General features: G+C 73.5%; 7 protein-coding genes. 3 read left to right on the top strand and 4 right to left on the bottom strand.

Features of this window, described 5'->3' with window-relative positions:
- Window positions 1–23: 23 nt before the first annotated feature.
- The 3 genes from CAE01nite_RS00165 to CAE01nite_RS00175 all read right to left on the bottom strand — a co-directional run bounded on the left by CAE01nite_RS00165 (window position 24) and on the right by CAE01nite_RS00175 (window position 7,318).
- Window positions 24–3,356 carry an ATP-binding protein gene (locus tag CAE01nite_RS00165; protein ID WP_146898373.1) on the bottom strand — a complete coding sequence of 1,111 codons (3,333 nt, stop codon included), beginning with the start codon at window positions 3,354–3,356 and terminating at the stop codon, window positions 24–26.
- A gap of 226 nt (window positions 3,357–3,582) precedes the next feature.
- Window positions 3,583–5,583, bottom strand: coding sequence for a CopD family protein (locus tag CAE01nite_RS00170; protein WP_146898375.1), 2,001 nt, complete (start codon window positions 5,581–5,583; stop codon window positions 3,583–3,585).
- 1 nt (window position 5,584) lies between these two features.
- Window positions 5,585–7,318: a multicopper oxidase family protein gene (locus tag CAE01nite_RS00175; protein ID WP_246130906.1), complete on the bottom strand. Its 1,734-nt coding sequence runs from the start codon at window positions 7,316–7,318 to the stop codon at window positions 5,585–5,587.
- 134 nt (window positions 7,319–7,452) lie between these two features.
- Between CAE01nite_RS00175 and lepB the strand changes: the two genes are divergently transcribed.
- Both lepB and CAE01nite_RS00185 read left to right on the top strand, forming a co-directional pair.
- Window positions 7,453–7,956, top strand: coding sequence for a signal peptidase I (gene lepB / locus CAE01nite_RS00180; protein ID WP_146898377.1), 504 nt, complete (start codon window positions 7,453–7,455; stop codon window positions 7,954–7,956).
- A gap of 175 nt (window positions 7,957–8,131) precedes the next feature.
- A complete protein-coding gene (locus CAE01nite_RS00185; RefSeq protein WP_146898379.1) occupies window positions 8,132–14,218 on the top strand; it encodes a peroxidase family protein in 6,087 nt (2,028 codons plus the stop codon).
- A gap of 90 nt (window positions 14,219–14,308) precedes the next feature.
- Here CAE01nite_RS00185 and CAE01nite_RS00190 read toward each other — a convergent pair whose 3' ends face one another.
- On the bottom strand, window positions 14,309–15,103 hold the full coding sequence (locus CAE01nite_RS00190) for a TetR/AcrR family transcriptional regulator C-terminal domain-containing protein (RefSeq protein WP_246130907.1): 795 nt from the start codon (window positions 15,101–15,103) through the stop codon (window positions 14,309–14,311).
- Between the two features lie 227 nt (window positions 15,104–15,330).
- Between CAE01nite_RS00190 and CAE01nite_RS00195 the strand changes: the two genes are divergently transcribed.
- The gene (locus CAE01nite_RS00195; protein ID WP_146898381.1) at window positions 15,331–15,738 is read left to right on the top strand and encodes a hypothetical protein; all 408 of its coding nucleotides are present in this window, start codon (window positions 15,331–15,333) and stop codon (window positions 15,736–15,738) included.

Raw genomic sequence — 15,738 nt, forward strand, 5'->3', positions numbered from 1 at the left:
GCGGGCGGACCGGCGTCAGCCGGTCAGCGACCACCCCGGCGGGCACCGGCAGGCTCGGGGTCCTCGGCAGGGGGCTCCGCCGCCCGCCGCCGTCCCTTCGGGGAGCCCACGTTGCGCCAGCGCGCCTCGGCGGCCGCGGCCAGCCGGGCCTCGTGCACGCTGCCGGCCGCCGTGAGGTGGAAGGCACGGTGCCGGTGGGCGAGGGCCGCGAGGTGGACCAGGCCGGCTCGCTCGGCGACGTCCGCCGCGCCGGCGACCGAGGCCGCGGCGTCGGCGTGCCGGCCGTCGGCGGACCGCATGGCAGCCCGCGCGACGAGCTTGAGCACGGACTCGCGCGGGAAGGCGGTCTGGCCCTCGACCGCCTCCTCGAACTGGTCGAAGCGCCGTCGGGCGCTCGGTGCGTCGGTGTGCGCCTCCAGGACGGCGAGCCGGGCAGCCGCCTCGGGCACCAGCAGGGTGACGCCCGTGCGCCGGGAGTCCTCGATCACCTGGGTCAGCCAGGGGCGCGCCTCGTCGGGACGGCCGAGCTCCATCGCCAGGGCGGCCGAGGCGCACGCCCGCAGCGCCCGCACGAGCGGCGACGCGTTCGCCGGCGTGGGCGCCGCATCGGCCTGCATCGCCGCGCCGAAGTCGTAGCGCTCGGTCGCCACCCGGATGGCGAGCCACTGGTACCGCAGGGGGTCGGCGAGCAGACCCTGCTCGGCCGCCGCGGTCAGCAGCGACCGGGCCTCGCGCCGTCCGAGGTCGTGCGCGACCAGCGCCCGGACGGCGAGCAGGGCGCCGGAGCCGGCCGCCGCACCTCGGCCCCCGGCGGACCGGCCCAGGCCGACCTCCGCCGCCGCGGCATCGCCCACGACGGCGCCGGCGATCCACCCGCCGGCCAGGGCGTCGGCACGCACGTCGGGATCGGTCGCCAGGCCGAGGGCCTGCTTGGACACCCGGCGGACGGCGCGGAACTTGCGCTGCGGGATGCCGACGTCCCAGATGTACCGCGTGCGCGCGGAGGCCCGCAGGTCGGGGTCGCCCTGCGCGTCCGCCTCCCGGATGGCCTGCTGGCTGCGCACGGTCAGGTGGTCCACGTCCGTGGGTGCTCCGGCGTACGGCCACGCGGGCGCCACGGCCGGCGTCGCCGACGGCGCACCGACGTCGGGCGGCCGCCGGTCCACCGGCGGGGTCGCCGTCCCACCGGCGGGCGGGGCGTCCGGCTCGCGGGTCGGGGCGGGGGCGATCGTCCCCTCGACCACCTGCCTGCTCTTGAGCTCGAGCCGGGCGCGGTCGGGCAGCCCGTGCGCGCGTGCGGTCGAGGCGCCCGCCGCGTACGCCGCCCGCGCCTCGTGGGTCCGGCCCAGCAGCGCCGCCGCGTCGCCCCACCGCTCGTACAGCTCGGCCCGGTCGGCGGGCGTGGCGTTGCTCTCCTCGCTCGTCCGGCACAGCCGCCGCAGGTGGAGGCGGGCGCGCTCGTGCTGGTGGTCCTCGACCGCGTCGGCGGCCGCGTCCATCGCGGCGGCCCGGGCCAGCTGCGGCTCACCGGCCCGGGTCCAGTGCTCCACGCGCTCCGCGGCGGTGATGTAGGCCTGCTCGGCGACCCGGCGGTGCAGCTGACGGCGGGCGCTGGGCCGCAGCCAGGTCTGCACGAGGTCGTTGAAGAGGGCGTCGCGCGGCACGAGCCCGGCCTGGGTGGACTTCAGCAGCGCGAGGTCGGTGAGGTGGTCCAGCGTGGTCCGCAGCCACTGGAAGTCGTTCGCGCCGGCCGCCAGTCCGAGCCCGGACGTCAGCGGCAGCAGCAGCTCGACGGTGACGGGTCGGCCCACCACGGCGACCAGCTGGAGCAGGTCCAGGGCGTTCGGGGGCAGGTGGTCGACCGCCTCGGTGAGCAGCTGACGCACCGTCGCGTCCGTCTCCCCGGGGACCTGCGGCTGCAGGACGACCAGCCCCGAGCTGGTCGCGGCGATGCGGCCGGCGGCGGCCCACTCGCGCACCAGCGCCACGACGGCGCCCGCCGCTCCGCCGGTCTGCGCCAGCACGTCCTGCACGAGCTGCTCGGAGACCTCCCCGCGCAGCAGCGCCGCGCACAGCTCGGCCACCTCCTCGGACTCCAGCGGCGGCAGCGTCAGCCGGCTGGCCGGGCCGCCCCAGCGCCGGACGAGCGTGGTCGCGCGCCCGTCGGCGAGCGCCGGCCGGCCCGCGACGAAGACGCACACGGGTCCGGTCAGGGTCGCCAGCCGCTCGGCCAGCGCGTCGACCGCCTCCCGGGGCAGCACGTGGGCGTCGTCCACCAGGACGGCGACGGCGCCGCCCCCGGCCCGCGGGCGTGCGTCCCCGGCGGGTCCCGCGCCGGTGGCGCGCTCGGCGGCCGCGCGGACCGCCGGCCACGGGTCGTCCGTCGGTGTGCACGTCACCGTCGTGAGCGGCACGCCGCCGGCGGAGACGGCGTGCTCGACCAGCCGGGTCTTGCCCGATCGCGGCTCGCCGGTCAGGCAGACCATCGCAGGGGCCCCGGTGGCGGCGACCGTCTCGAGCAGCTCGCCGATCCACTCCGACTCGTGCGTCCGGCCGCTGAACGGCGGCACCGGCGGGGCGACCGGCTCGTCCGCCAGCAGCTCGAGGTACAGCTTGCGCGTCGCGGGGGACGGGTCCGCCCCGACGTCCTCGGCCAGCACGCGCCGGCAGCGGTCGTAGGTCTTGAGGGCCAGCGCCGTCTCGCCCATGCCGCGCTGCGCGCGCATGAGCACGCGGAACGCCCGCTCCGAGACGGGCTCGGCGTGCAGGGTCCGCTCGGCGAACGCGATTGCGTCGTGCCACCAGCCCAGCGCGGCCGCGGCTTCGGCGGCGTCGGCCACCATGGTCCGGTAGGTCGCCGCGAGCGCGTCCCGCTCGCGCACGCTCCAGTCGGCGGTCTCGTTCTGCGCCCGGAACTCGCCGAGGTACACCGCCTCGGCCTCGCGCGTGGTCGTGACCACCTGCGCGGACGCCCCGGCCATCATCTCCCGGCGCGCCTGGTGGGCCAGCGTCCGGAACGCGTGCGCGTCGACCCAGGCGCCGGTCAGGACCAGCCCGCCGAGGCTGCGCTGCACGCAGTCCTCGCCGAGGACCTTACGCAGCCGGGACGCCGCGTTGCGCAGGCTGGCGCGGCCGCGGGCCTCGTCCACCTTGGGCCACAGCGCCTCGGTCAGGACGTCCACGGCGACGGGCTCGTTGACCCGCACCGCGAGCAGCCTCAGCAGGTCCGCGGTCTGGGAGGTGAGCCACTCCGCCGGCTGCACGACGGTCCCGTTCGCGCGCCGGACGCGCAGCGGCCCGAGCACCCGGATCTCCAGGGACTCGTACAGGACGTCGTCGTACTGCACCACGGACATCCGCAACCCCCGGGACAACCAGCGTCGGGCACCGCCCGGCCTTCCCACGGACCGCGTCGGTTGCGCGGAACCTACTGCATGGAGTGACGGGTTCGGAGCCGTTCGTGACGGTCTACCACCCCCTCCGCATGGCGGCTACCCCCCGGCGGACCTGCCCACGCCACCCGTGCCCGCGGTCGCGACCAGCGGGTTCCCTCGTCCGGGGCCCGTGCGACGACCCTCCCGGCTACGCCTTCCGCGCTCCCCCCACCGTCTCGGCCTCGACAGGGGACCCAGCCGTCCCTGAGGGCGCAGCGACGGCCTGCTCGCCGCGCACGGCCGGGTCCACGCCCTCGTGCCGCAGCTGCCGGTGGAGCACGACGGCCGCCGCGACGGCGAGGACCGCGGCGGACGAGCACAGCACCCACCCGGCTGCGCGGGGGTCTCCGGCCGGCCCGAGACCGGCGGGGTCCGACAGGTCGGCCGCCGTCCAGGCGCCGGCACCTGCCGCACCGCTCACCAGCAGGGCTCCGAAGGCGCCGAGGAACAGCACCGTCAGCGCCAGGACGGGCGCACGGCGGGCCACCGGCCGACGCCCGCCGGGTCCGAGGCCCCACACCGAGAGCGTGAACACCACCCCGGCTGCAGCGACCAGGACCAAGGTCACCACGCGCCCGGGCCCGGCAGCCGACAGCACGCGGACGGGTGAGGCGAGCACGGCCACCGTGGCGACCAGCACCACGAGGAAGCCGGTCGCGGGGTCGGACGCCGTCCGCCACGGAGCTCGGCCGCCTGCTGCGCCGGAGGCGGCCGACGACCGGCTCCGCGGTGCCGGCGACCGGAGCGCCGCGTCCACCCCGCCGGCGACGAGGAGGGCCGGGACGGCGAGCAGGAGCACGACGAGCTGCCAGCCCTGGACGCCGACGAGGGGGTGCCCGTCGTACGTCGTCGGCAGGCCCGCCGTCAGGATCAGCAGCCCCGCTGCCAGGCACGTCGCGGCCGTCCGCCTGGCCCCGACCGACGGGCCGGTCGTGGTCACGGCCGACGCGACCGGGCCCGGACGGCGCCACCGTCGCAGCGCGACCAGGCCGACGAGCGTGGCCGTGGTCAGCACCGGCTCCGGGCGCCAGTCCGTCAGCAGGTCGCCGAGCGACACGTGCTCGGCCAGCCCGCCCGGCCCCGCGGACCGCCGGGGCCGCTCGAGCAGCCCGCTGCCGGTCGCACCGGGCGTGCGCGAGAGCGCGACCGCGATCCCGACCGTCGCGCCCATGAGCACGAGCTCCGCGGCGACCAGCCGCACGAACGCACCCGGTCTGCCCGCTCGCAGGCGCACGAGCGTCCGGCGGCGGTGCGCCCAGCCGACGAGGCCGAGCGCGACCGCGCAACCCACCTTGACCAGGACGAGGCCGGCGTAGGGCGACGTCCAGCGTGCCGACGGCGGCCCGAGGGACGCCGCCGCGACGAGACCGCCGGAGACGGCGAGCGCAGCGAACGCCCCGAGCGCCACGGCGCTGAAGCGGGTCGCGGCCGTGGCCAGGAGCGGGTCCTGTCGGACGTGGAGCGCCAGGCCCGCCAGCCCTCCGAGCCACACGGACGCCGCCGCGACGTGCACGACGAGGGCGCCGGTGGCGACGTCCTGCCCCACGTGCGCGGCATGGCCGGTGTACACCGGTGGCGTGAGCGCCACCAGGGCGAGCACCAGCGCAGCCGCGTCCCGGCCCCGGGTGCGCCGTCGCAGCACGAGCGCCGGCAGCGTCGCCGCGAGCACGGCCGTCGTCGCCAGCGCTCGCCCGGGTGGCAGCGCCCAGACGAGGGCCGGGAGGTCACCGGCCCGCACCTGGTCGGGAGGGAGCCCGGCGACCTCCCAGGCGGTCAGCGCGGCGGCCAGCAGCGCGCTCGCCGACCACAGCACCGACCAGCCCGCCGCGGAGCGGCCTGCCCGGTCAGCCGGACCGCCGACCACACCGGCGGCGTGCGAGCCGGGCACCAGCACCGACGCCACGAGGAGGCCTCCGACGGTGACGACCGCGCAGAGGTCGACCATGAGGCGCGCGACGGGCAGCCCCCAGCGCACCACGGGGCCGGCGTCGGCGAGACCGAACGGCGAGGCCTGCGGCGTGGACCCCGCTGCGACGAGCGCGGCCACCAGGACGACGAGTGCGACCGCGCCCGGCCACAGGAGCGGCCGCCCGGGCACCCGCGCCCGCGCCGGGTCGCGACGACCGGCCACGACGCGGAGCGGGGGCACGTCACACGCCCGGGGGGTACTCGAGGTAGGTGGGCGAGTCCTCCGGCAGGTCGTCCTTGACCGGCGGGGCCGCGTAGATCGGGTGCGGGTCGTTCGTGAAGTCGGGGTCGCCGACCAGGAACTGCGTCATCATGTCGTGGTCCTCGTGGACCAGGTTGTGGCAGTGGATCATGTACCTGCCACCGGTCGTGTCGTCGCTGACGTGGAACTTGGCCAGGAGCCGGACCGTCTCGCCCTCCCCGAGGTACACCACGTCCTTGGGTCCGCGCTCCCAGGGGTGCGGCTGACCCCCGTTGGTGTTGCGCCCCACGATCTTGAAGTCCACGAGGTGGATGTGCACCGGGTGGAACCACCCCCCGCTGGAGTTCTCGAGCTCCCAGAGCTGGACCTCGTCGATCCGGGGGTTCGCCGCGATCTTCGTGTAGCCGGAGGCGACGACGTCGTCCCAGGTGACGCCGTTGATGCTCCAGACGTTGGTGACGTCGTCGTGCTTCAGGCGCAGCCGGGTGACCCGCTCCTTGCCGGTGCGCTGGAGGTCCATGGTGGCCTTGCCCTCGCCCTCGATCCTCCAGTCCGCCGGGATCGCGTACGGCGGTGGGTCGTCGCTCGACGGCGCGACGACCTGGAAGCGCATGACCTTGTTGGTGTGGTCGTAGTTGACGTTGTTGGGGTTGCTGGCGTTGAGCAGGTCCACGGTGGCGCCGACGGGGTACTTGCTGAAGTCGACCAGCACCTCGTAGCGCTCCCCCGAGCTGGCCCGGAACTGCGTCACGGGCTGCGGGACGGGGACCATCCCGCCGTCCGTCGCGACGACGGTCATCGTGTGCCCCGTGCTCAGTCGAAGCCGGTAGGACCGGGAGATGGAGGCGACCAGGATGCGGAACCGGTAGATGCGCGGCTTGACCTTCATGACCGGCCACGGCACCCCGTTGACCAGGATGACGTCGCCCCAGAGGCTCTTCACGCCCTTGTCGTCGTAGGCGAGCGAGCCGTCGGCCGCGAACATCGCGTCGCTGATCGTCAGGGGCACGTCGAACTGGCCCTGAGGGAGCATCCGCTCCTCCAGGTCGTCGTGCAGGTGGTACTGGGCCGCCAGTCCCGAGTAGGCGTTCACGGCCGTGTGGTGGACGGCGTGGTCGTGGTACCAGAGCGTGCGGGCGCCCTGGAAGTCGGGGTACTCGTACGTCTTGTAGAACCCCGTCTGCGTCACGTCGCTGGCGTAGCCGTCGAACTGCGGCAGGGACGCCGAGCCGTGCAGGTGCGTCGACGTGAGCGACGGCTGGCCGAAGGTCGTGTCGACCGCTGGCAGGTCGTTGCGCACGCGCATCTCGACCCGGACGTTCTGGTGGACGCTGATCGTGGGGCCGGGGACCATCCCGTTGTAGCCCCACATCGTCGTCGGCAGCCCCCCGCCGACGATGCCCGCCTCGAACTGACGCGCGGTGAGGGAGTACCGCTCCAGCACCGGTCTGCCCTGGGCGTCCTTGACGACCTCGTACGGTTGGAGGACCGGCGGCCGGAGGAAGTCCCTGCGGTACGGCCGCGGCATGATGGCCGAGGCGAGCGTGCTCGCCGATCCGGCGCCGGCCCGGACACCGATCGGCACGACGAGGCCGGCGGCCGCGAGCGCCCCCAGTCCGCCCAGCTTGAGCACCTCACGTCGATCGACGACCAGCCGTTCCATGGCACTCAACCAGCCCTCACGCCGCGCCCCGCGGTGGCCCCGCAGAGTCATCGGCATCACGGTGAGGGATGGCCGCAACAGAGCCGTGTAATGCCGGGCTGACCTGCGCCTTCGTCCCCAGCTGCCGGCGTGCGCGTACCGAGCGGCTTCACAGCCCTGTGACGCCCGCGCGCTGGGCTGTGCGCATGGGACGCAGAGGCGCGGTGCGGCCGGCGCGCACGCACGGTCGCCGCGACGCCTCCGCGGTCGTCGCCGTGGTCGCGGTGGTCGTGGCGATCCGCGCGCTGCTGCTCGTCCCGGTGACCGTGGACGGCAGCAGCATGGAGCCCACCCTCGCCGACGGCGACGTCGTCCTCGTCCTGCGCACGGCCGACGCCACGGACCGCCTGCGACACGGCGACCTCGTGGTGTTCCGTGGCGACAGCGAGTCGTTGTCGGTCAAGCGCGTCGTCGGCCTGCCGGACGACCGTGTGGCGATGCTGGACGCCCGTCTGACGGTCGACGGCCGGGTCGTCGACGAGCCCTACGTGGACCACTCCCGCATCGACGGCACGTACCTCGGGGAGGTCGTCGTGCCGGCCGGGTCCGTCTTCGTCCTCGGGGACAACCGGGCCCGGTCCACGGACTCGCGGGAGTACGGGCCCGTGAGCGAGGCGGACCTCGTCGGACGCGTGCTCCTGCACTGGTGAGGGCTGCGGCACGCGAAGCGTTTCACGCGCGGCCCGCACGATTTTGCGCCCGGACACGACGGTGGGCGGCGGAGCGTGCTCGGCGTGCTTCGTCGGGTGCGCTGCCCGACCGACACCGGCCTGGACCGAAGGAGTACCGAGATGTCGACGAACGTCAGCAGGTGTGCGGAGGATCGTGCGATCCCCGCTCGTGCGGGAGCTGGTCCTCGTGCGTAGGGCGGGACGGTTCGTCGCGGCCGCCGTGGGCGCGGTCGTCGGGCTGGGGACGATGTCGGCGGCGACGCTGCCGGCGGCAGCCGCACCGGTCGGTCAGGGGTTCAACCTCAACGCCTCGGACCTGAGGTTCATCCTCAAGCAGATCAAGATCGCCGAGCGGCACGCGGACACGCTGACGCCCGCCAACCAGTGCGGGACGTTGATGGGGACGGCGGCGGACCAGATCCCGCCGACCGGCGCGGGCCCCGAGCTGCCGTGGGGTCTGCGGACCATCGACGGCACGTGCAACAACCTCATCACCGGGCAGAGCCGCTACGGGACCGCGGACCAGAGGTTCCCGCGCATCGTGCCGAAGTCGCTCAAGGGCGCGGAGGGCGGCGACCTGGACGGCTCCGAGGGCTCCATCCCGCCGATCGCGAGCAGCAGCTACGTCCAGACGTCCGGCAACGTCCTCGACAGCCAGCCCCGCATCATCAGCAACCTCATCGTCGACCAGACGGCCTCGAACCCGGCCGCCGTCGATGCCGCAGCCGCCACGGACGAGCTCGACGACCCGGCGCCGCCGGTCGCCGACCCGCAGACCGGTGCGTACTTCATCCCGAACACCGCGCCGGACGTCGGCCTGTCCGCCCCGTACAACTCCTGGTTCACCTTGTTCGGCCAGTTCTTCGACCATGGCCTCGACCTGGTCAACAAGGGCGGGGTCGGCACCGTGTTCGTGCCCCTCCAGCCGGCTGACAAGCTGTACAACCCGGACCTGGACGGACCGGACAACATCCGCAATACCGCCGACGACCCGCCCAACTTCATGGTGCTCACGCGGGCGACCCACAGCGGTGACCACGAGGCCACCAACCAGACGTCACCGTTCATCGACCAGAGTCAGACCTACACCTCGCACCCGTCGCACCAGGTGTTCCTGCGCAAGTACGTGCTGGACGCGGTCGGGGACCCGCAGCCCTCGGGTGCTCTGCTCACCGCCGCCAACGACGGCATGGCCACGTGGGCCGACGTGAAGAGCCAGGCCGCCACGGTGCTCGGCATCCAGCTGAGCGACGCTGACGTCCTCAACGTGCCGCTGCTCGCGACCGACCCGTACGGCCGGTTCGCCCGCGGCGAGAACGGGTTCCCTCAGCTCGTCGTCCCGGGCGCCCCCGGCGGCCTCGTCGAGGGCAACCCCGCCGCTCCCGTCACCACCACCGGCGCGACGAAGTCGGGACACGCGTTCCTGGACGACATCGCGCACCACGCCGTCCCGGGCCCCGTCGACCACGACCTCGACCCGACGACCCCGCGCGTGCCCGCGCAGCCCGACACCGACGCGGGCACCGCCGACGACCGCAACGGCTCGACCTACGACGACGAGATGCTCAACGCGCACTACGTCGCCGGTGACGGCCGGGTCAACGAGAACATCGGCCTGACCGCCGTGCACCACGTGTTCCACTCCGAGCACAACCGGCTCGTGGAGTACATCGACGCCTTCGTCAAGGACCCGGCGCTCATGAGCGAGGCCGACCGCGCCGACTGGAACGCCGTGCGCTACGCCGCCGTGGACGGCAGCTACACCTACGGCGAGCGCCTGTTCCAGGCCGCCCGCTTCGTCACGGAGATGGAGTACCAGCACCTGGCGTTCGAGGAGTTCGCCCGGAAGGTCCAGCCGCTGGTCAACCCGTTCGGCGAAGGTGGTACCGGCTACAACACCAGCATCAACCCGGCCATCAAGGCCGAGTTCGCCCACGCGGTCTACCGCTTCGGGCACTCGATGCTGAACGAGTCCGTCGACCGGGTGAACCCGGTCGGGACGCGGTCGGACATCGACCTGCTCCAGGCCTTCCTCAACCCGCCGTCGTTCACGGCCGGTGGCCTCTCGCCGGACCAGGCGGCCGGCAACATCGTCCGCGGCATGACTCGGCAGGTCGGCAACGAGCTCGACGAGTTCACCACCGAGGCTCTGCGCAACCGCCTCCTCGGGCTCCCCCTCGACCTCGCGACCCTCAACATCACGCGGGCCCGGGAGACCGGTGTCCCGACGCTGAACAATGCGCGCAAGGCGTTCTACGAGGAGTCGAACAACTCGGCCCTGGCGCCCTACCAGAGCTGGGCCGACTTCAGCTTCTCCCTCAAGCACTCGTCGTCGCTCAACAACTTCATCGCGGCCTACGGCAAGCACCCGACCATCACCAGCGCCACCACGGTCGCGGCCAAGCGGGCAGCCGCCGATGCGCTCGTCTTCGGTGCCAACGGGCGGGACACCGACCCGAACACCGCCGACGACATCGCGAACGTCCCCGCGGACCGCTACGCGTTCCTCAACAGCGCTCCGCACGAGGTGACCGACCCGGAGACCGGCGTCACCACGGAGGTCAACCGCACGTGGGTCACGGTCGGCGGTGCGAGCCAGACCGGCGTCGACGACATCGACCTGTGGGTCGGCGGTCTCGCCGAGAAGCAGATGGTGTTCGGTGGTCTGCTCGGCCCGACCTTCAACTACGTGTTCGAGGACCAGATGGAGGACCTGCAGTTCGGTGACCGGTTCTACTACCTGTCCCGCACCGCCGGCCTCAACCTGCTGACCCAGCTCGAGGGGAACTCCTTCTCCGAGCTGATCCAGCGCACCACGGACGTCAGCGGTCTCCCGGCGGACTCCTTCTCCCGCCCGGCGCTGGTGTTCGACATCGCCAACCTCGGCACGTCCGGACCCGTCCTCGACGACCCGGCCACGCCGTTCAACGAGGGCACCCTGACCCGCATGCCCGACGGCACCATCCGGTACGGCGGGGTCGAGCACGTCGTCTTCAACGGCACCGACGGCAACGACCGCGTGTGGTCCAGCGAGGGCGACGACACGATCCGCGGCAACGACGGCAACGACTGGATGCAGGGCGGTGACGGCAACGACAACCACATCGGTGGTCTCGGCGACGACATCCTCCTGGACTCCAACGGCGACGACGTCCTCAAGGGCGGCGACGGCAACGACACGCTGTCGTCCGGTCAGGGCTTCGGCGGGGACCTCAACCAGAGCGGTCGGGGCAACGACTTCGTCGTCACCGGCAACGACATGGCGGAGACCTTCGCCGGTGCCGGCGACGACTACGTGACCGGCGGCGCCGGTGATGACACGGTCTTCGGCGACGACGGCGACGACTGGATCGAGAGCGGTGCTTCCGTCACCGGGACCGGCGGCGGCGCGTTCAACCTGCTCCAGGGCGACAACGGCGCACCGTTCCAGGACGACCCCAACGAGCCCGGGCACGACGTGCTGATCGGGTACGGCGGCGAGACCGACTACGACGCCGAGGGTGGTGACGACGTCATGCTCCTCGGTCCGGGCATCCAGCGCAGTGAGGGCATGCTCGGGTTCGACTTCGCCACGCACGAGTCCGACCCGGTGGCCGGCAACTCCGACATGGACCTCAGCGTCCTGCTCCCGCCGTCGGTGGAGACCAACCGTGACCGGTTCGACGCTGTCGAGTCGCTGTCGGGCTTCAACCTGAACGACGTCCTCAAGGGTGACGACCGCGACGCCGCAGCGATGGAGGACCACCAGCTCACCGCTGCCGGGATCGCCCGGGTCGCCGGGCTGGCCGGCGTGCTCCCGCCGAACGTCACCTCGTTCACCGGCGGCAACATCCTCATGGGCGGCGCCGGCAGCGACTCGATCGAGGGACGCGGCGGCGACGACGTCATCGACGGCGACGCCTACCTCAACGTCCGCATCAGCGTCCGGAACCAGGTCGCCGAGCCGAGCACGCAGGTCGAGACGTTCGAGCGCATGCGCGACGTCCAGGCCCGGGTGCTGTCCGGTGAGATCAACCCCGGCCGTCTGCGCGTCGTCCGGGAGGTCCTGACTCCCACCGACGCGGCCGCGGTCGACACGGCGGTCTTCTCCGGGCCGCTGAGCGACTACACCATCACCGCCGCCGGAGGGGTGGCGACGGTCGCGCACGACGGCGGGGCCGGGGTCGACGGCACCGACACCCTGCGCCGGGTCGAGCGGCTCCAGTTCACCGACCAGACGATCGACACGCCGGCCGTCACGGAGGCGCCGACCGTCACCGCTCGGACCCCGGTGGCCGACGCGACGAACGTCGTCGTGGGCAACAACGTCACGGCCACCTTCAGCGAGGCGGTGCAGGGGGTCAGCGGGACCAGCTTCACCCTCCGCGCGGCCGGAGCAGCCGCGGACGTCCCGGCAGCCGTCACGTACGACGCCGCGACACGGGTCGCGACGCTCAACCCGACCGCCGACCTGGCAGCCGGCACGCAGTACACCGCGACGCTGACCGGAGGCGCGGCAGCCATCCGCGACCTCACGAACAGCCCGCTGGCCACCACGACCTGGACCTTCACCACTGCGGCTCCGGTGGACACCGTGGCTCCGACGGTGACGGCTCGGGTGCCGGCGATCAACGCCACGGGTGTGGCGGTGGCCGCTGACCTCTCCGCGACGTTCAGCGAGGCGGTGCAGGGCGTGACCCCGACGACCTTCACCCTTCGTCAGGGCTCGGCCACCGGCACTCTGGTGCCGGCGACCGTCACCCAGAGCGGGACCACCAACCAGTGGATCCTCAACCCGAACGCGAACCTGGCGGCCAACACCCAGTACACGGTGACCCTCGACGGGGGCACCACTGCCATCCGGGACAACGCCAACCTCGCCCTGACCGACGTCACGTGGAGCTTCACCACCGCCGCGGCGGGCGGGAGCACCCGGACGCTGACGCTCGACGCCTCGGCTGACACCTTCGTCAACCAGAGCGCCCCGACAGCCACCAGCGGCGGCGCGACGACCCTGAATGTCGACAGCGAGTTCACACCGGGGGTCGCCAACACCCGCACCTCGACGTACGTGCGGTTCACCATCCCGGCCCTGGCAGCCGGGGAGACCATCACCGCGGCGAACCTCAGCCTCAACGTCACCAACATCACCCCGGACGGCCCGCAGGTCTGGCGGACCAACCCGGTGTGGACCGAGGGGACGATGACGTGGAACACCGGCCAGCCGGGCCGCGTCGGGACCGCCGCGGTGGGCAACTTCGGCAACGTGCCGCTGGGCCGGGTCACCACCCCGGTCACCGGGGTCACCACCGCCGGGGACGTCTCCTTCCAGCTGTTCGCCGACAGCACGGACGGCGTCCAGTTCGACTCCCGGGAGACGGCCAACGACCCCCGGCTCGTCCTCACCATCACCGGCGGGACGGCTCCGGTGGACACCGTGGCTCCGACGGTGACGGCTCGGGTGCCGGCGATCAACGCCACGGGTGTGGCGGTGGCCGCTGACCTCTCCGCGACGTTCAGCGAGGCGGTGCAGGGCGTGACCCCGACGACCTTCACCCTTCGTCAGGGCTCGGCCACCGGCACTCTGGTGCCGGCGACCGTCACCCAGAGCGGGACCACCAACCAGTGGATCCTCAACCCGAACGCCAACCTGGCGGCCAACACCCAGTACACGGTGACCCTCGACGGGGGCACCACCGCCATCCGGGACAACGCCAACCTCGCCCTGACCGACGTCACGTGGAGCTTCACCACGGCGGCGGCGGGCGGTACCCGCACCCTGACCCTGGACGCCTCGGCGGACACCTGGGTCCAGCAGGGCCTGCCCACCACCGCCAGCGGCGGCGCGACGACCCTGAACGTCGACAGCGAGTTCACCGGCGGCAACGCCGCGACCCGCACCTCGGCGTACGTGCGGTTCACCATCCCGGCCCTGGCGGCCGGGGAGACCATCACCGCGGCGAACCTCAGCCTCAACGTCACCAACAACACCCCGGACGGCCCGCAGGTCTGGCGGACCAACCCGGTGTGGACCGAGGGCACCATGACGTGGAACACCGGCCAGCCGGGCCGCGTCGGGACCGCCGCGGTGGGCAACTTCGGCAACGTGCCGCTGGGCCGGGTCTCCACCCCGGTCACCGGGGTCACCACCGCCGGGGACGTCTCCTTCCAGCTGTTCGCCGACAGCACCGACGGCGTCCAGTTCGACTCCCGAGAGACGGCCAACGACCCCCGGCTCGTCCTCACCATCAGGACCCCGTGAGGGGGGACCGAGCCGGCGGTCGTCACCGCTGACAGCACCACACCGCAGCGCCCCCGGGTACCCCCCGGGGGCGCTGCCCGTCGTCCGGGCTCAGGCGAGCCGCGCCCGGGCCTCCTCCAGGCGCTCGAGCAGGTTGCCCAGGGAGTGCTCGAACTCCTCCTGCATGTCCTCGATGGCGAGCCGCTCGCCGAGGCGGCTCAGCGTGGGGAAGGCGCTGAGGTCCAGCGTGGGCCGGTCCTCGTCCGTGGCGTCGACGCCGACGCCTGTCACCGTGACCATGTCGGCGCCCTCGGCGGACGCCTCGAGGAGCAGGTGCCCGACCAGGAAGCTGCCGAACGCGCGGTAGGCGTACACGGCGGCGTCCTCGCTGAAGCCGCGTGACAGCAGCGCCGCGAGGAACCCCTCGATCCAGCGCAGGCTGCGCAGCGGCGGCCGGATCCACGGCGCCGCCCGGCTGCGCGTGGCGATCAGCGGGAAGATCTGCGGGTGGGTCAGCGCCAGGCGGCGGACACCCGCCGCGACCTTGCGCAGGAACGTCTGCCAGTCGTCCTCCGGCGCGAGCAGGACCTGCGGGTCGGCGTACAGCTGGTCCATCAGCCGGTCGACCATCGCGTCGAGCAGCTCGTCGCGGCTCTGCACGTACCGGTAGAGCGCCATGCCCTCGACGCCGAGCGAGGCGCCCAGCTTGCGCATGGACAGCTCGGCGAGCCCGAACTGGTCGACGTGGTCGATGGCCGCCTCCAGGACGACGCTCCGGCTCAGGCCCGGCCGCAGCCGCCGGGCCCCGGGCGTGCCGGGGGTCGTCGCCGGTGGGCGCTGCTCGTCACCGGCGGGGCGCTCGTCCGGCGCCCGACCCGCTCCTGCGGGGGTCGCTCGTCCCGACACGGTCCTCCCTCCGACGCCGGTCGACGGGGAGGGACCGACCGTCGACGCGACGATCCAGGTCCGATGCCCCCCGCGGCGTCCTGCGTGGATCCGCCGTCGGCGGCAGTCTAGGTGTTCGGCCTGCACAGCGGCCTGGCGACGACGGGCCGCAGGGCCGCCGTCGCGCCCTGCTCCACGCTGTCGCCGGACACTGCCCGCCGCACGGACCGACCCACCCGAGGAGCGTCATGCCGATCAGCGAGGACCAGGCGTTCCTGGTGACCCGGTCGACGGCGTACGACCGGGACGGGCTGCGCATCGGCGCCGTCATGGGCATCTACTCCGACAACCACACCGGACGGCCCGAGTGGGTGACGGTCTCCGAGGAGTCGACCGGCTCCGTCCGCTTCGCCCCGCTGGCGAGCGCCTCGTACGCGCGCGGCCGCCTCCTGCTGGACGTGACCCGGGCCCAGGTCCTTGCAGCGCCGGTCACCTCGCACGGCGACGACCTCGACGGACGGGCGGAGACCGTGCTCTACACCCACTACGGGCTCTCCCCCGCCGGCGACACCGACGTCGACCCGGCCAGCAGGACCACCCCACGGGCGGAGTCGGACAGCGGCGAGCACAGCCTCCTGCCGCCGGCCGAGCGCTGA

The sequence above is a fragment of the Cellulomonas aerilata genome (assembly GCF_007991755.1).
Classification (GTDB): domain Bacteria; phylum Actinomycetota; class Actinomycetes; order Actinomycetales; family Cellulomonadaceae; genus Pengzhenrongella; species Pengzhenrongella aerilata.